Source organism: Frankia alni ACN14a, assembly GCF_000058485.1.
In the GTDB taxonomy this organism is placed as follows: domain Bacteria; phylum Actinomycetota; class Actinomycetes; order Frankiales; family Frankiaceae; genus Frankia; species Frankia alni.
This window is the reverse complement of sequence record NC_008278.1, coordinates 652565-668901: the sequence shown is the minus strand read 5'-3', so window position 1 is coordinate 668901 and position 16337 is coordinate 652565. Positions and strand designations below refer to the sequence as shown.

Annotated in this window: 13 protein-coding genes; 5 read left to right on the top strand and 8 right to left on the bottom strand. The window is 74.0% G+C overall.

Going from position 1 to position 16337, the window contains the following annotated elements:
• Positions 1-251: 251 nt before the first annotated feature.
• Complete coding sequence (locus FRAAL_RS02630; protein ID WP_011601857.1) at positions 252-704, top strand: hypothetical protein; 453 nt, start codon at positions 252-254, stop codon at positions 702-704.
• Positions 705-856: 152 nt separating this feature from the next.
• Here FRAAL_RS02630 and FRAAL_RS02625 read toward each other — a convergent pair whose 3' ends face one another.
• Both FRAAL_RS02625 and FRAAL_RS02620 read right to left on the bottom strand, forming a co-directional pair.
• A complete protein-coding gene (locus FRAAL_RS02625) occupies positions 857-1879 on the bottom strand; it encodes a zinc-dependent alcohol dehydrogenase family protein (protein WP_011601856.1) in 1023 nt (340 codons plus the stop codon).
• A 20-nt stretch (positions 1880-1899) separates the two neighbouring features.
• Positions 1900-2484, bottom strand: coding sequence for a TerD family protein (locus FRAAL_RS02620; RefSeq protein ID WP_011601855.1), 585 nt, complete (start codon positions 2482-2484; stop codon positions 1900-1902).
• A 250-nt stretch (positions 2485-2734) separates the two neighbouring features.
• On the opposite strand from FRAAL_RS02620, the gene FRAAL_RS02615 reads away from it, so the two are divergent.
• Both FRAAL_RS02615 and FRAAL_RS02610 read left to right on the top strand, forming a co-directional pair.
• Positions 2735-4003: an aspartate kinase gene (locus tag FRAAL_RS02615; RefSeq protein ID WP_011601854.1), complete on the top strand. Its 1269-nt coding sequence runs from the start codon at positions 2735-2737 to the stop codon at positions 4001-4003.
• A 76-nt stretch (positions 4004-4079) separates the two neighbouring features.
• A complete protein-coding gene (locus FRAAL_RS02610; RefSeq protein ID WP_041938733.1) occupies positions 4080-5177 on the top strand; it encodes an aspartate-semialdehyde dehydrogenase in 1098 nt (365 codons plus the stop codon).
• A gap of 580 nt (positions 5178-5757) precedes the next feature.
• Here the strand turns inward: FRAAL_RS02610 and FRAAL_RS02605 are convergent.
• The 6 genes from FRAAL_RS02605 to FRAAL_RS34495 all read right to left on the bottom strand — a co-directional run bounded on the left by FRAAL_RS02605 (position 5758) and on the right by FRAAL_RS34495 (position 13563).
• Positions 5758-5961 carry a cold-shock protein gene (locus FRAAL_RS02605; RefSeq protein WP_009740954.1) on the bottom strand — a complete coding sequence of 68 codons (204 nt, stop codon included), beginning with the start codon at positions 5959-5961 and terminating at the stop codon, positions 5758-5760.
• Positions 5962-6379: 418 nt separating this feature from the next.
• On the bottom strand, positions 6380-7408 hold the full coding sequence (locus tag FRAAL_RS02600; protein WP_041938732.1) for an aldo/keto reductase: 1029 nt from the start codon (positions 7406-7408) through the stop codon (positions 6380-6382).
• A 141-nt stretch (positions 7409-7549) separates the two neighbouring features.
• Positions 7550-9118, bottom strand: coding sequence for a CYTH and CHAD domain-containing protein (locus tag FRAAL_RS02595; RefSeq protein WP_011601851.1), 1569 nt, complete (start codon positions 9116-9118; stop codon positions 7550-7552).
• A 191-nt stretch (positions 9119-9309) separates the two neighbouring features.
• Positions 9310-10107, bottom strand: coding sequence for a CPBP family intramembrane glutamic endopeptidase (locus FRAAL_RS02590; protein WP_231861472.1), 798 nt, complete (start codon positions 10105-10107; stop codon positions 9310-9312).
• 100 nt (positions 10108-10207) lie between these two features.
• The gene (locus FRAAL_RS02585) at positions 10208-11200 is read right to left on the bottom strand and encodes a cytochrome d ubiquinol oxidase subunit II (protein ID WP_011601849.1); all 993 of its coding nucleotides are present in this window, start codon (positions 11198-11200) and stop codon (positions 10208-10210) included.
• Positions 11197-13563: a cytochrome ubiquinol oxidase subunit I gene (locus FRAAL_RS34495; RefSeq protein WP_041938731.1), complete on the bottom strand. Its 2367-nt coding sequence runs from the start codon at positions 13561-13563 to the stop codon at positions 11197-11199. Before FRAAL_RS34495 ends, FRAAL_RS02585 begins: the two co-directional genes overlap by 4 nt.
• Before the next feature lie 830 nt (positions 13564-14393).
• Between FRAAL_RS34495 and FRAAL_RS02575 the strand changes: the two genes are divergently transcribed.
• Positions 14394-14879 (top strand): BlaI/MecI/CopY family transcriptional regulator, encoded by a 486-nt coding sequence (locus FRAAL_RS02575; protein WP_041938730.1) that lies wholly within the window; start codon positions 14394-14396, stop codon positions 14877-14879.
• A 13-nt stretch (positions 14880-14892) separates the two neighbouring features.
• Positions 14893-16179: a M56 family metallopeptidase gene (locus FRAAL_RS02570; RefSeq protein ID WP_011601845.1), complete on the top strand. Its 1287-nt coding sequence runs from the start codon at positions 14893-14895 to the stop codon at positions 16177-16179.
• The last annotated feature ends 158 nt before the right edge of the window (positions 16180-16337 follow it).

Here is a 16337-nt window from a genome sequence, read left to right as displayed (position 1 = left end):
GCTTTCGGACGCGCGTCGGCACCGGCGTCCGAACGGTCGTCGGCGATCGCCTCGGAACGTTCATCCAGCGGAGCGTTCGCACGTGCATATGCCCGATACGTTCGCCCCTCCGGCCATTCCTACGGATCACATGACGACCACGGTGCGGGCCGGTACCAGGACCGATGCCGACCCCCGCGGTCCGCGGACGCGGAGCCGGGCGGCATGGTTAGGGGCGGCCGGTCCACACCGTCCATCAGGAGGTCCACCGTATGATCATCAGCTCGCATGTCCCCGCGGGCGCCTTCGTGGGTATGGCGATCCGGCATCCCGTGCCCGCCCTGGCCGCCGGATTCCTCTCGCATCTCGCCATGGACGCGCTGCCGCACTGGGGCACCGGCCCGAACACCGAGTCGGAGTGGCTGCCGATCGCGCGCCGGGACGGGGTCGCCGGGCTCGCCGCCATGGCCCTGCTGACCGCGTCGGCCCCGGCCGGGCGGCGCCTGGCCGTCCTCGCCGGCATGACCGGCGCCTGCCTGCCCGACACCGACAAGGTGGGCCGGTACTTCGTCGGCTCCAGTCCCTGGCCGAGCAGGTTCGACCGCTTCCACGAGAAGATCCAGAACGAGGCCCGCCACCGGCTGCCCCGTGAGGTGGCGACGGCCGCGGCCCTCACCCTCGCGGGCACGGTGCTGCTGCGTCGGCTGCCCGCCCGCGCGTCCTGACCGGGGCGCCAGGGGCCGCCCGCGCGTCCTGACCGGCCGGTAGGGGCCGCCCTGGCCCCGGACCGCCCGGTCCGGACCGCCCGGTCCGGGCTGGCCGGTCCGGGCTGGCCGGTCCGGGCTGGCCGGTCCGGGCTGGCCCCGCCCGGCCGCCGTCAGGGCAGCAGGACGGCCGCGCCGGTGACCCGGTCGGCGGCGAGATCGTCGAGGGCCTGGTCGGCGGCGTCGAGCGGGTAGGGCGACACCGTCACCGCCAGCCGGTGCTCGGCGGCGATCGCGAGGAACTCCGCGCCGTCGGCCCGGGTGTTCGCGGTCGTGCTGCGCAGGTCGCGCTCCTGAAACAGGTGGTCGGCATAGACGAGTGGCGGGATGTCGCTGAGGTGGATGCCCGCCACCGACAGGGTGCCGCCGCGGTCGAGCGCCGCGAGCGCCACCGGCACCAGCTCGCCCACCGGCGCGAACAGCACCGCCGCGTCCAGCGGCTCGGGCGGCGCGTCGTACGCCCCGGCCGCGGACGCCGCGCCGAGTTCGAGGGCCAGGGCCTGCGCGCGGGCCGAGCGGGTCAGCACATGGACCCGCGCCCCCTGGGCGATCGCCACCTGGGCGGCGAGATGCGCGGACGCGCCGAAGCCGTAGATACCCAGCCGGCCGCCGGGGGGCAGTGCCGCCCGCCGCAGCGCCCGGTAGCCGACGATGCCGGCGCACAACAGCGGGGCGAGCTCGGCGTCGCTGTAGCCGGCGGGCAGCCGGTAGGCGTAGTCGGCGCGGACGCAGACGTACTCGGCGTACCCGCCGTCGACGTCCCAGCCGGTGTAGGTCGACGCGGGGCAGAGATTCTCCGCGCCGCGGGCACAGTAGGCGCAGGTCCCGTCGGTCGAGGCGAGCCACGCCACGCCCAGCCGGTCGCCCAGGCGCACCCCCGGCGGACCTGCGTCCACCGCCGCCGGCACCCCGGGGCCGAGCGCGTCGACCCGGCCGACGACCTCGTGCCCCGGCACGGTGCGCGGCCGGTGCGGCACGAGGTCGCCCTCGGCGAGGTGCAGGTCGGTGCGGCACACGCCGCACGCGTCGACGCGCAGCCGGACCTGCCCGGGCCCCGGTTCGGGCACGGGCAGCTCGGCCGCGCGCAGCGGGCGCGTGCCCATCGGCCCCGGCGCGACGACCTGCCAGGCCCGCATCGCCGGCCCCGGCCCGCGGCTCAGACGCTGACGCCGTGGTCGCGGGCCAGGCCACCGAGGTCGTTGTGGCCCTGGCCCACGGCCCGGAACTTCCAGTCCGCGCCGTTGCGGTAGACCTCGCCGAAGATCACGACCGTCTCGGTGGAGTAGTCCTCGGACAGGTCGTACCGAACCAGCTCGTTGCCGCCCTGGTCGACGACCCGGATGTAGGCGTTGCGCACCTGGCCGAAGTTCTGGCTGCGGTTCACCGCGTCATAGATCGAGACGGGGACGACGATCCGTTCGATCTCGGCGGGCACCGAGGGCAGGTTGATGATGATGGACTCGTCGTCGCCCTCGCCCTGCCCCGTCTTGTTGTCGCCGGTCAGCGTGATCGCCCCCTCGGGCGAGGCGAGGTTGTTGTAGAAGATGAAGTAGCTGTCGTTGAAGGCCTTGCCGTCCGCCCGCAGGCCGATGGCCGAGGCGTCGAGGTCGAAGTCGGTGCCGGTGGTGGTGCGGGCGTCCCAGCCGAGCCCGACGTTCAGCGCGGTGAGCTGGGCGGTGCCGGCCTCCGCGGCCTGCTTCGTGAGGCTTACGTTGCCACCCTTGGCGAGGCTGACTGCCATTGCGGATGTCCTTCCTGGACTGATGCGTCGGGGACCATCGCATCCAACCGCGGGACGCGGTCGATATGGCGCGGTCGGTGCCGTCACCCTGGCACAACGGATCGGATCCGCCCAGCGTGCCGTCGTCGGGACGACAGGGTCGCGGCGGGTCGGACCCCGGGCACGCTGCGCAGACATGCACCCAGGTCACATCGGAGCAATCCCTGGCGAGCGGAGCGGGCAGGTGTCGGCGCTCGGTAACCTGGCTGCCATGGCGCTCCTGGTCGCGAAGTTCGGTGGGTCCTCCGTTGCCGACGCGGACCGCATCAAACGGGTCGCCGAGCGGGTCGTCGAGGCGCGCCGCGACGGCAACGACGTGGTGGTCGTGGTGAGCGCCATGGGCGACACGACCGACGAGCTGCTCGACCTCGCCGAGCAGGTGTCACCGTTGCCGCCCGCCCGCGAGCTCGACATGCTCCTCACCGCCGGCGAGCGGATCTCCATGGCCCTGCTGGCGATGGCGATCACCACGCTCGGCGCGGAGGCCCGGTCGTTCACCGGCTCCCAGGCCGGCGTCATCACCGACTCGGTCCACGGCAAGGCCCGCATCATCGACGTCACACCGGGCCGGATCCGGGCCGCGCTCGACGAGGGCGCGATCGCGATCGTCGCCGGTTTCCAGGGCGTCAGCCAGGACACCAAGGACATCACCACGCTGGGCCGGGGCGGCTCGGACACGACCGCGGTCGCGCTCGCCGCGGCGCTGCACGCCGACGCGTGCGAGATCTACACCGACGTCGACGGCGTGTTCAGCGCCGATCCGCGCATCGTCCCCGACGCCCGCCGCATCGACACGATCTCCTACGAGGAGATGCTGGAGATGGCGGCCTGCGGCGCGAAGGTCCTCATGCTGCGCTGCGTCGAGTACGCCCGTCGCTACAGCGTCCCCGTGCATGTCCGCTCGTCGTTCAACGCGAAGCCGGGCACGTGGGTCACCGAGATTCCGGAGGCACAGCTCGTGGAACAGGCCATCATCCGTGGCGTCGCGCACGACGTCAGCGAGGCGAAGGTGACGGTCGTCGGCTGCCCGGACAAGCCGGGGGTGGCGGCGGCGGTGTTCCGGGCCGTCGCGGACGCGGACGTCAATCTCGACATGATCGTCCAGGTCGGCTCGGTCGCGGGCTCCGGCCGCACCGACATCTCCTTCACCCTGCCCAAGACCGACGGGCGGACCGCGCTGACGGCGCTGGCGAAGGTGCAGGGCGAGATCGGCTTCGAGCGGACCCTCTACGACGACCACATCGGCAAGCTGTCGCTGATCGGCGCCGGGATGAAGTCGCACCCCGGGGTGTCGGCGCGGTTCTTCGGCGCGCTCGCCGACGCCGGCGTCAACGTGGAGATCATCTCAACGTCGGAGATCCGGATCTCGGTGGTGGTACGCGACACCGACCTGCCGGGCGCGGTGCGCGCCGTGCACGGCGCCTTCGAGCTCGGTGACCCCGACGGCGGGGCGGTCGTCTACGCGGGCACCGGTCGATGAGAACACCGGTCACGCGCGCCGTGGCGACGATCGCGGACGGCACGGCACTGATCACGGGTCATCGGGAGGATGGGGCATGACGGGCAACGAGGCCGGCCGGCGGCCGACGCTCGCGGTGGTGGGCGCTACGGGCGCGGTCGGCACGGTGATGCTGTCGATGCTCGCCGAGCGTCCGGACATCTGGGGGGAGATCCGGCCCGTGGCCTCGGCCCGCTCGGCCGGGCGCACCGTGCGGGTGCGCGGCGCGGACGTCGCCGTGCAGGTGCTCTCGCCGGAGGTCTTCGACGGGGTGGACGTCGCCGTGTTCGACGTGCCCGACGAGGTGTCGGCGCAGTGGGCGCCGGTGGCGGCGGCGCGCGGCGCGGTCGCGGTCGACAACTCGGGCGCCTTCCGGATGGACGACGACGTCCCCCTCGTCGTCCCCGAGGTCAACGCCGACCAGCTCGCCGCCCGCCCGCGGGGCATCATCGCCAACCCGAACTGCACGACCCTGTCGATGATCGTCGCGCTCGGCGCGCTGCACCGGGCCTTCGGTCTGGAGTCGATGTTCGCCGCCTCCTACCAGGCCGCCAGCGGCGCCGGACAGGCCGGCATCGACACCCTCTACAACCAGCTCGCCACGGTCGGTGGGACGCGGGAACTCGGCCAGACCGCCGGTGACGTGCGCAAGGCGATCGGCGAGGACGGCCTCGGCCCGTTCCCCGCGCCGCTGGCCCTCAACGTCGTGCCGTGGGCCGGGTCGCTGCGCGACGGCGGCTGGTCGTCCGAGGAGTTCAAGGTCCGCAACGAGTCCCGCAAGATCCTGGGCCTGCCGGACCTACGAGTGTCGGCGACCTGCGTCCGGGTGCCGGTGATCACCACCCATGCCGTCGCGGTGCACGCCCGTTTCGCGCGGCCCGTCACCGGCGACGAGGCCCGCGCGGTGCTGCTCGCCGCCCCCGGGGTCGCGGTGGTGGACGACCCGTCCGCCGGCGAGTTCCCCACCCCTTCGGACGTGGTGGGCACCGATCCCACCTGGGTCGGACGGATCCGGCAGTCGCCGGACGACCCGCACGAGATCGCACTGTTTCTCTGCGGCGACAACCTGCGCAAGGGAGCGGCGCTGAACACGCTGCAGATCGCCGAACTGCTCGTCGCCGGGCCACCGGCAGCGCAGGCGGCGGCAGCCGGCTGACGGCCCGCTGAGGCGGTTCGTACGCTCGCGTGCGGCGGGCCCGGCCGGCGCCCAGGCGCGGCCGGCCTGTCACGCACCCGCACGCCGTCCGCGCCGAGCCGTGATTGGTCTGGTCGCGGCAGCGCGCACATTCGCTTTCCCTGCGTTTCTCAGCAACCTTTAAGCTTTGGTCGCCGAGAGGAGCCACAAGGGAGACCGAGAACGAGCGGTCGGAGAACGGGATGCGCTTACCCGGCTTTGCACGAACAGCCATCGCCCCGGCGGCGATCCGTCACCGAAATCACGCCGATCGGCAAAAGCGCGGCGACCCGCCGGAAGGCGGATCAACCGGCCTCGACAGTGGGACATCGAAGACCGTTCCATTCCCGCCTGGCCAGGGGGAAAGGCGTCTTCTGGAGTACAGTCCCGCAGGAGGCTCCGATCGAGGCGACACACCCGAGCGGGCCGGGGAAACGAAGCCCTCCGGCACGATCGGGCAGTCGTGCAATCGACTCCGCCACGTGACGAACGGCGCGGAGAAGCGGTCAGCCCGCCCAGCGGAGCACCCGATGGGCGGGCTGACCGTGAAGTCTCTCGTGGCTCAGACGACGCGGACGGCGTCGGCCTGCGGACCCTTCTGACCCTGGGTCACCTGGAACTCGACCCGCTGGCCCTCCTCAAGTGCCTTGTAGCCGTCCATCTGAATCGCGCTGTAGTGAACGAAGACGTCGGAGCCGCCGCCGTCCACGGAGATGAAGCCGAAGCCCTTCTCCGAGTTGAACCACTTCACCGTGCCCTGAGCCACGTGCCGTTCTCCCTGCTGGTGCAGTCAGGACCCGCACCGCGCGGGCCCCGGACCGAACGCCAGGAAGCCACAAGAGTTCCTGGCGCTGTTCCGCCGCGCCTCGGTTGAGACGCGAACCGGCGAACTCCGGCCAGGGACGACGCTACACGGACGGAGGGCTTCGCGGGAGTCCTCCGAGCAAGGAAGTCCACTTCATGCCCCGGTAACAGAACAACGCCGCCGGCCCGGCCACGGGCTAGTACACCCGGGCGGTCCCGCAATCCGTCGAGCTGACAGGGATTTCCCAGCGTGGGCAGCGTGCGGGGGCGACCGCGCGATGGATGGCCCAGACGTGGCAACTCGGACGGGTGACCGCCGCGACTTTCGATCCGACCACGACCCGGACCACATCCCGGCCCACAATCGGGCCCACACGCGGCTACGCGTCGCCGGCGGGGTGCAACGGACCGCGGCCGGCGGAGAGTCGTTCGGCCGCCGCGGCGATCTCGGCGAGATCGGCGCCGGTGAGGGTCAGCGAGCCGGCCGGCAACCAGCCGTCGAGCTGGTCCGGGCGGCGGGCTCCGACGATGGCGCCGCTCACCCCGGGGGAGGCCAGGGTCCAGGCGACCGCGACGGCGGCGACCGTGGTCGCGTGCCGGCGGGCCACCTCCGCGAGCACCTCGACGAGGGCGAGGTTGCGCGCCAGGGCCGGCGGGTTGAACTCGGGGGCCCCGCGCCGCCAGTCGTCGGCCGGCAGCTCGGCGGTCCGCGTCGCGCTCCAACGCCCGGAGAGCAACCCGGACTGCATCGGGCTGTAGACGATCGTGCCGATGCCGTGGGCGGCCGCATACGGCAGGATCTCACCGGCGACGGCCCGGTCGATCAGGGAGAAGGGCGGCTGCAGCACGTCCACCCCGCCGGCCGCCGCGGCCTGCTCGAGCTGGTCGACGGAGAAGTTGGACACGCCCACCGAACGGATCTTGCCGGCGGCCCGCAGCTCGTGCAGCGTCCCGACGGCGTCGGCGATCGGCGTGCCGTCCTGCGGCGGCCAGTGCAGCTGATACAGGTCGATGCGGTCGACGCCGAGCCGGCGCAGCGAGGCGTCGACCTCGGTCCGGATCGAGGCCGGGGCGCCCACCCGGGCCGGCGGGACGCTCCGGTCGGCGTCGTCCCAGACCAGACCGCACTTGGTGAACACGTAGGGTCGCTCGGCCGCGGGGAGGTCGGCGAGCGCCCGGGCGACGAGCTCCTCGGAGTGCCCGAGCCCGTAGACGGCGGCGGTGTCGATCCAGTTGATCCCCGCCGCGACCGCGTGGCGGATCGCCGCGACCGCCTCGGCGTCGTCCTGGGCGCCCCAGCCGAAGGCCCAGCCCGCTCCGCCGATCGCCCAGGCACCGAAGCCCACCCGGGTGATCTCCATGCCCGTCGGGCCCAGCGGCGTCGTCGGAAGCGTGGTCGAGGTGGTCATCGCGAGCCTCCTGCGGCACCGGGACGAAGGCGGGGTCGACCGGAGGCTACCCGCCCCCGCCCGTCCGACGCCCTGATGCTGCCGACGCCCCCGGCACTGCCTACGCCCAGAGTTACCGGGCGCCACGGGCACCGCGGCTGCTCAGGCGAGCCAGCGGCGGTACTTCGCGGCGGAGATCCGGGGCCAGGCGTCGAAGAAGTCCCGCTCGGCCAGCCGCCCGCGGCACTCCTCCAGCCCGAGCAGGACCCCCAGCGTGAACGCGGTGGACTCGCCCTGGGCCTGGGCGGCGGCGCCCCACCCGCGCAGGAGGTCTCGCGCGACGGTGGCGTCCTGATGGGTGCCGAGCAGCTCCTGCGCCCGCTCCGCCTGGCCGACGAGTGCCGTCGCGTCCTGGCCGTACAGCGGGGTCACCGCCTCGACGGCGTAACGCAGCCGCTTGGCCTGCTTGCGCGCGGAGTGCAGCAGCTCGTCCCGGTCGTGGCCGACGGGGAGCCCGGCGGCGGCGGTCACCTTCTTGGCCAGCCGCCGGTCGGCGCGGCGGACGAGGTCGGGCAGGACCTTGCCGGCCGGGCGCCGTGCCGCGCCGGTCAGCGGGGCGCGGACCAGGGTGAGCAGGCTCGCGACGAGGGCGAAGTACCGGTCGCTGCGCAGCATCGCCAGCGCCTCGTCGCGGGCGGCGGCCATCCCGGTGGACAGGTGGGCGCTGACCGTCTCGTGCACCGGCCCGGCGACCAGGTCCGCGGGCAGCTCGGCCAGCCGGCCGTCGAAGTAGGCGATCTGCACCTCGGCGTCGCGGGCGCCGGACAGCGCGCCGGCCAGGTCGCGCAGCTCCCCGTCGAGCAGCGTCACCGTGTCGGCCGGGAACAGCGGCGCGAAGGTCCGCAGCGTGCTGCGGGCCCGCCGGCAGGCCACCCGCATCCGGTGGACGGCCTCGGGCTCGTCGAGCCGCACCCGCGGGTCGGCGGCGAGCAGGGCGCGGACCTGCTCGATGAGGTAGGCGCGCACGACGTCGCCCGCCGGGGCCCGCCGGCGCGGGCGGCGCGGCAGCGGGGGCACGTCCGGCCCCGGACCGGCGGCGAGCGCGGGCCCGAGCAGCCGGCCCAGCTTCGAGGAGTCCGTCGCCGCGACCGCGCCGGCCGAAAGCAGCAGCTCGCCGACGTCGTCGAGCAGGCCGCGCTTGCCGTCGACGAGTTCGACCTCGATCTCCCGCCAGGTGCTCACGACCGTCGCCTCGCCGAGCGTCTGGGCGGAGACCTGGTCGTCGACCACCTCGGCCAGGTCGACGCCGGCGGCGTCGCGCAGCCGCCGGGCGGTGCGCAGGGTGCGCAGCCGGGCGACCGGACGCAGCTCGCCGCCGCGCAGGTGCACCGTCACCAGGTCGACGAACTCCGCCGGCGGGGTGTGCCGCGCGCCCGCGGCCACGTCGACCACGCCGTCGGCGGCGTCGAGCGGGAGCCGCAGCTCGTCGCGCTCGCCGACGCGGACCGGCAGCTTCAGGTGCCAGCCGGCGTCGGAGCCGCCGGTGCGCCGGCGCAACGTGATCCGGTTACGGGCGAGGCGCAGGTCGTCGGTGTCGAAGTACACGGCCTCGAGGCTGACGGCGCGGCGGGTCCGCGCGGTCGCGACCCCGGGCAGTCCGCCCAGCTTCGGCAGCACGAAGGTCGGCTCGACGGCGTACTTGCGTTCTATCTCACGGGCCCCGGTGGCCATCCGCCCCGCCCTCCTCGTTGTTCTCCCATGGCGACTCTTCGCCTTACACCGTCACGCGCCCCACATCGCGGGCATGGCGCACCCAGGCAGCCCCTGCCCAGCCCCTCGTCGTTGTCCGATGGTCCGTCGGAGTGCCGGGAAGGACAGCGTCGGACACCTGATGGACGACTTGTGTTTCCCTGCCGTTAACCTTAGCGCGGAGCGGGAATCCAGGAGACCTTCCCGACCAGGAGCACATAGCCGACGAACGCCACCGTGTCGATGAGCGAGTGGGCGATCACCAGCGGCAGCACCCGGCCGTTGCGCTGGAACAGCCGGGCGAACAGCAGGCCCATCGCGAGGTTGCCGGCGAACCCGCCCAGGCCCTGGTACAGGTGGTAGGAACCGCGCAGCAGCGCGCTGGTGGCCAGCGCCCGCCCCGGCGTGACCCCGAGCTCACGCAGCCGCACCAGCAGGTAGCCGGTGACGATGACCTCCTCGGCGAGGCCGTTCTGGCAGGCGCTCAGCACGAGGACCGGCACCCGCCACCACACGTCGGGCAGGCTCGACGGCGCGACGGTGAGGTTGGCGCCGCTGTGCCAGGCCAGCAGGTAGAAGCCGAGGCCGAGGCCGCCGATCCCGGCGGCGAGCAGGGCGCCCTGGGCGAGGTCCGGGCCGGGTCGCCGGCCGTCGAGGCCGATTACGCGCCGCCCGCCGCCGTGGCGGGCCAGCAGGTGCACGGCCAGCAGCACGGGCACCACGCCGGTGGCGACGTCGGCCAGTTGCAGGGCGAGGTCGAGCCACGGGCGGCCCGGCGCGGCCGAGGTGTTCAACCGGGCGACCTGGGAACGGACCGGTCCCGGCCGGGTGAGCACGCCCACGTAGCGGATGAGCGCGTAGAGCGCGGAGGCGGCGAAGGAGACCCCGAGCACGAGCCAGACCTCGGCGGCCAGAACCCGCCGGGTGAGCGGTTCGGCCGTGACCGGCGCCGCCGGCGGGGCATCCGTCACCGGTCGACCGTAGCCCACCGCAATGGGCGGCCCGACCACGGATCGGCCCGGCGGCGACGCACCGCCGGGCCGATCCAGGGCCGCGGATCGGGTCGGCCGGTCAGTCCACCGGCTCGGGCCGGGTGAACAGCCGGTACAGCACGACCAGCGGCGGCGTGATCAGCAGGAGGCCGCCGCCGACGGTGTAGAGCATCGCGTGGATGTTGGTCGCCGGCGCCGCGGCGTCGTCGACCGTCACCTGCCCCACGATCAGGTCGGGGTACTGGGCGACCGCCCAGCCCCAGAGCATCGCGGCGACCGCGAGACCCGCCGCCAGCCGGGCGGCGACGAACTGGTTGCGCGCCAGCGCGACCAGGGAGCCGATCCCACCGACCGCGGAGAGCACCACCAGCAGCATCGAACGATCACGGAACCGGTGCGCGACCACGGGGGCCTGGTCCCAGAACAGCGGCAGCAGGACCAGCGCGAGGATGCCGCAGACCACGGCCCCGCCGACGGCGCGGCGGCGGAAGTCGGCCACCAGGTGCTCGGTGGCCGGCGAGGCCGCCGCGTCCTTGCACAGGTACACGGCGGCGAGGAAGGCCGTCGCGGCGACCGCGAACAGCCCGCAGACGAGGCCGAACGAGCTGCGGACCGGCGCGAACGGGTCGTCGGCCGACATGTCCCCGGTGGCCAGCGCCGCCCCGGCCACCCCGAGCGCGAACGGGGTGATCGTGGACGACACCGCGAAGACGTGCCCCCACCAGTGGTCGGGCCCCGCCGCGCCGGCGCCGTAGGCGCGGTAGACGTAGGCCGCGCCGCGCAGCACGATGCCGATCAGCGCGGCCGACAGCGGCACCTCCAGCGAGGAGCCGACCACCCCGTAGGCGGGCGGGAACCCGCTGAACAGGGCGACGACGATGAACACGAGCCAGACGTGGTTGGCCTCCCACACCGGCCCGATCGCGTTCGAGATCAGCTTGCGCTGGGCCCGCGCGTCCCGTCCTCGGGCGAGCAGGTCCCACACGCCGCCGCCGAAGTCCGCGCCGCCGAGCAGCGCGTAGGCGGTCAGGCCGATCACCATGACGACGAGGAGCAGGTCGGCGGAGGTCATCGGGTCTCTCCCCGGTCGGTGCGGCCGGCGGTGCGCGTGCCGGTGTCGGGACGGCGGGTGGTGGCGTGTCGGCCCCCGGCGGAGCGCCGGCCCAGCAGGCCGTGCCAGCCGGGCGCGCCACGCCGGTTCGACGCCGCGGGCCGTCCGCCCCCGAAGGATCCGGTGGGGTGCGGCTCGGGCCGGGGCCGCGGGATGGTGGGCGACGTGGGAGCCGGCGTCGTGGGCGTCGCGGACGGCTCGGCGCCGTCCGGCCGCGGGCTGATCGTCGGTGCCGGGTTGCGGCTCGGGTCCATGCCGGGGTCGGCGCCTGCCAGCGGATCGGCCTCGGTGGCCGGCTCGGTTTCGGTCGGCGGTTCGGACCCGGTGGACGGCTCGGTCCCCCTGGAGGGATCCGGCCCCTTGGCGGGGTCGGATCCCTCGGACGGGTTGCCGATCCCGGTGACCATGCTGCCGCCGGCGGGAGCGGGTGCGCCGGCGGGGGTCACGGGGAGGCGGCCGGGGAGGAGCACCGCCACCGGCAGGCCCGTCTGGTCGCGCTCGGAGAGCAGATCCGTCCGGGTCGTGTACCAGGCGACCGGCTCGGCGGCCGGGTCATACGCGGCGGCCGGCACATGCCGGGCGGCGGGGGCGAACGTGGCGGCCGGAACGTACCGGACCGCGGGCACGGACTCCGCCGCGGGGAAGGACCTGGCGGCCGGGACGTACCGGACCGCGGGGACGGACTCGGCGGCAGGGAAGGACTCGGCGGCAGGGAGGGACCTGGCGGCAGGGAGGGACCTGGCGGCCGGTACTCCTGTGGCAGCCGGCACTCCTGAAGCGGCCGGCGCCCCTGTGGCAGCCGGCACTCCCCTGGCCGCAGGGATGTACCGCGCGGCGGGGACGGACTCCTTCGAGCCGGACTCGTCGCCGCCGCTGCCCTGCTCCGGTCCGGAGCCGGCCGGGCCCGAGCCGCCGCTGCCGGACCCGGACCCGCCGTCGCGCGGCCGGGGGGCGGTGGGGGCCGAGGGGCCGGCGGGCTGGCCGGGACGAAGCTGCTCGCCGCTGGGGCCGCCGGTGGCCATCTTCCGCAGGATGAGCAGCAGGGCGCCGGCGAGCCCGAGGTACAGCACCAGGGTGCCCGCGAACATCGGCGCGACCGCGTCGCCGCCGGTGACGCCCTCGACGACCCGCATGTGGTCGCCGACGATCCACGGCTGGCGGCCGCCCTCGGTGACCTCCCAGCCGGTGAGCATCGCCAGCATCGCCGCCGGCCCGGTGCACGCCGCGGCGATCAGCCACGGCCTGCTGGTGGGTAGCAGCGGGCGCTCCCCGCGACGGCGCCGCCGCAGGACGACGAACCCCGTGATCAACGACAGGCCGATCAGGGCGGAACCCGCCCCGACCATCGTGGTGAACGCACCGTGCACGAGCGTGCCGTTCGGTCGCTCGTCCGGCGGCGCACCGTCCAGGCCCTTGATCACGTGACCGGTGCTGAAGCCCTCGAGCAGGGACAGGCCGCCGGGGATCTCCAGGCCGTAGCGGATCTCGCCGGTCTTGTTGTCGTAGATCCCGCCGAGGGCGAAGGGGGCATGCGACCCGGTGTGGTACAGACCCTCCATCGCCGCGAGCTTGAACGGCTGGTTGGCGCCGGCGACGCGGGCCGCCCAGTCCCCGACGATGAGCTGCAGGGGCGCGCAGGCCAGCACGACCGCGAGCCCGATCTTCAGGCCGCGCTGGTGGTAGGTGTCGCGCCGGCCGCGCAGCATGCCCACCGCGTAGATGGCGGCGACCACGCCGCCCGCACACATCAGCGCCGCGAGCAGCATGTGGACGAGCTGCGGCGGAGTACCGGGGCTGATGAACGGGGCGTACGGCTTGGCCTCGAGGAGCTTGCCGTTCTGCTCCACGATCCCGCGCGGCACGTTCATCCAGGCGTTGACCGTGATGATGAACAGCGTCGACAGGGTGCCGGAGATCGCGATCGGCCACAGCGTCAGCCAGTGGGCCCGCGGCGAGAGGCGCTTCCAGCCGTACAGGTACATGCCGACGAAGATCGCCTCGGTGAAGAACGCAAAGCCCTCCATGGTGAACGACAGCCCGAGGGCGCCCCCGTATTTGGACATGAACGCGGGCCAGAGCAGCCCGAACTCGAACGACAACACTGTTCCCGAGACGGCCCCCACCGCGAAGAGAACGGCGAAGGCACGCGACCACTTCTTCGTCAGCGCCAGCCAGACCGGATCGCCGGTCTTGAGCCAACGTCGCTCGGTGTAGATCAGCAGCCATGGCAAACCGACACCGAACACGGCGAAGCAGATGTGGAACGCGAGGGAGAACGCCGTCTGGGCACGAGCGAGGTCGACGGCGTCGGCGGCGAGAACCATGCGCACGGCTCCTTCGAAGGACCGCGGGAAGAAATCGACCGGGATTCAGTCGACCTTCTACCCAAAGTAGAAGGTCCTAAGGTACGTAGCGGGGTGATCCGGTCGGCGGTCGGGCCTCCGTGAGGTCCACGACATGCGCGACGCCGGCCGGCGGGGCGGTGCATCGCGCGTCCCCTTCACCTGCATACGCCGTCTTCCGGCCGCTTCCCCCCCCGCAAACACCGTGTGACGTGCCCGGCAGCCGCGGACCTTGGCATTTGCCGCGTTCACCGCGGCACCAAAGGGCCCGTCCCGCGCATTCCCCGCAACCGGCCATGGCGGGCCGGAACAAGTTCACCCCCGGAGCGGGCCGGTCGGCTCGGCCGAAAAAATAACTTTCGGATAACACATCGACGCCGCCAAGCGGGTAACCCGCCACAAGGCCCCCGGGAACGGCGGCGAATGCATTTGCCGACGCCGCGGTCGGGCCGGCCGGACGCCGACGGGCCGGGACGGTCCCCGGGGTGCACCCGGCCCGGCAGCCGCGTGGGCGGAATGTGCCGGCGCCCCGCCGAATCGGGCCGGGGAGAAGGTCCCGACGCCGCGGGAGCGACGCCGGCGGCAGCCGACCGGGCGGCCGGCCCGGCGGCCAGGCCGGCGGTTCGACCTTCGGGCCACGGGCGGGTTGTGACGTCCGCGGCGCCAGCCCGGGCGGGCCGCCGACGGCGCGAGGCCGCCCGCGCCTGCCCTCGCGGGGCGAACACCCAGGTCGCGCGACTGTGTGACGTAGGAGGTGACGCGAACGAGACCGTTCCGCCGCCCTGAACTTCTACGCGACGTAGGATAGACCTATGGCGCGCCTGGGTGACCTCGAACGGTCGGTCATGGACGTGTTGTGGTCGAGCGAAGGCTGGCTCACGGCCCGCGAGGTCGCGGCCCGCCTCGACCATGAGCGCGATCTCGCGTACACCACCGTGCTGACCGTGCTTGAACGACTGGAACGCAAGGGTTTCGTCCGTCGGCAGCGGGCCGCGCGGGCCCACCGTTACGCCGCGTCCGACAGCCGGGAGGCCGTCGTCGCCGAGGCGATGATGGAGGCGCTGGGCACCGCGGACGACCGCGGATCGGCGCTGGTCCGCTTCGTCGGATCGGTCTCCGCCGAGGAGGCGGAGATCCTCCGCCGGGCGTTGGAGCCCCTCGGGGGCGAGCCGGCTGCCGAGGTCCCGGATCCCGCAGTCCCACCCCCGCCCGGGGCGGCCCCCGGCGGGCCGGACGGACCGGCCGCGGTGACCACCGACTCGGATCGAACGGTGCAGATTCCACCGGACGGGCGGTAGCGTTGCCGGTGAGATGACGACCGCGGCCCTCCTCGCCCTGTTCGCGGGCGTGCTGGCCTGGCCGGTACCACGCCTGCTGGCCGCCGCGCGCTGGCCGCACCGCTGCCCGCGGGCGGCGATCGTGCTGTGGCAGGCAATCGGGCTGGCCGGCGGGGTCTCGGCGCTGCTGGCCGCGATCGCGTTCACCGTCTCCCCGCTGTCCGGGAGCACGCCGACCGCGATCACGGATCATCTCGGCAACATCGCGGCCGGATCCCCCCTCACCGGCCTGCGCTGGGTCAACCTCGTCGGGCTTGCCACGGCGACGGCCCTGGCCTGCCGGTTGTTCGGAGTGCTCTGCGCCTCCACCGCGGCGACCCTGCGTGAGCGGCACCGGCATCGGCACCTGGTCGACCTCGCCGGCCGCCGCCACCGCGGGCACGGCGCGTGGGAGTCGGCCGACCACACGCACCTTCATCCGCCCACCACTGCCACTGCCACTGCCGGCGGCGCCGGCGGCGGCGATGCCGACCGCGGCGACGCCACCAACCCCGGCGACGGCCCGGGCGCAGGCGGCGACGGGAGCGGGAGCGGCGCCGATTCCACCACCTGCTGCCTGTGCGAACACCGTGACCGGGCCGGCATCCTGCTGCGGATCCTCGACCATCCGATCGCGGTCGCCTACTGCGTCCCGGGGGTCCGCCACGCCCGCGTGGTGGTCTCCAGGGGTCTGCTGAACACCCTCGACGCCGCCGAGCTGGACGCGGTCCTCGCCCACGAGGCGGCGCACGTCGCCGGACGGCACGATCTGGTCATCCAGCCGTTCGTCGCCTGGGAGCGCACCTTCCCCTTCCTCCGGCCGGCCCGGGAGGCGACGGCGGCCGTGTCCTTACTGGTCGAGATGCTCGCCGACGACGCCGCCGCCCGTGAGACCAACCGGCGCTCGCTCGCCCGGGCGCTGGCCCGACTCGGCGTGGCCCGGGCCCCGGTCCCCGCGGGGGCGCTCAGCATTACCGGGCACCCGGCCGCCGTGCTGCCCGCCCTCGGTGCCGAGGATCCCCTGCCGGCCACGGCGGCCCGGGCGGCGACCCGCTTCGGAGCCGGCTCGGCCGGCGGCCCGAGAAGCGCGCCGGGAGCGGGTTCCGCCGCAGCGGTCGCGCCGGACGCACCCGGCCTGCGGCTCGGGACGGTCAATCCCGTCATCTCCCGCATCGCCCGGCTGCTCGATCCGCCGGGGGTCCGTTGGTGGCTGCCCGCCGGGGCCTACCTGGCCGCCGCAGCCGTCCTCGCAGCCCCCCCGATGATCGTCCTCATCGGCTGATCGCGCAGGTCACCGGCGGTCCATGACCGCAGGCGCCGGCTCGGCAAGGGCCGGCGGAGCACCCGAGAGACGATTTATCTCTCTCCCGCCATCTCGCCCATAGGCAAGGCGCGGGCGAGTCGGCAGACTAGGCCGCGTCGGCGCAGGACGGTCCTCGC

What these genes read in the sequence shown, in the direction of transcription:
- FRAAL_RS02630 (WP_011601857.1), top strand. Translation starts at nt 252, where the DNA reads ATGATCATCAGCTCGCATGTCCCCGCGGGCGCCTTCGTGGGTATGGCG.
- FRAAL_RS02625 (WP_011601856.1), bottom strand. Translation starts at nt 1,879, where the DNA reads ATGCGGGCCTGGCAGGTCGTCGCGCCGGGGCCGATGGGCACGCGCCCG.
- FRAAL_RS02620 (WP_011601855.1), bottom strand. Translation starts at nt 2,484, where the DNA reads ATGGCAGTCAGCCTCGCCAAGGGTGGCAACGTAAGCCTCACGAAGCAG.
- FRAAL_RS02615 (WP_011601854.1), top strand. Translation starts at nt 2,735, where the DNA reads ATGGCGCTCCTGGTCGCGAAGTTCGGTGGGTCCTCCGTTGCCGACGCG.
- FRAAL_RS02610 (WP_041938733.1), top strand. Translation starts at nt 4,080, where the DNA reads ATGACGGGCAACGAGGCCGGCCGGCGGCCGACGCTCGCGGTGGTGGGC.
- FRAAL_RS02600 (WP_041938732.1), bottom strand. Translation starts at nt 7,408, where the DNA reads ATGACCACCTCGACCACGCTTCCGACGACGCCGCTGGGCCCGACGGGC.
- FRAAL_RS02595 (WP_011601851.1), bottom strand. Translation starts at nt 9,118, where the DNA reads ATGGCCACCGGGGCCCGTGAGATAGAACGCAAGTACGCCGTCGAGCCG.
- FRAAL_RS02585 (WP_011601849.1), bottom strand. Translation starts at nt 11,200, where the DNA reads ATGACCTCCGCCGACCTGCTCCTCGTCGTCATGGTGATCGGCCTGACC.
- FRAAL_RS34495 (WP_041938731.1), bottom strand. Translation starts at nt 13,563, where the DNA reads ATGGTTCTCGCCGCCGACGCCGTCGACCTCGCTCGTGCCCAGACGGCG.
- FRAAL_RS02575 (WP_041938730.1), top strand. Translation starts at nt 14,394, where the DNA reads ATGGCGCGCCTGGGTGACCTCGAACGGTCGGTCATGGACGTGTTGTGG.
- FRAAL_RS02570 (WP_011601845.1), top strand. Translation starts at nt 14,893, where the DNA reads ATGACGACCGCGGCCCTCCTCGCCCTGTTCGCGGGCGTGCTGGCCTGG.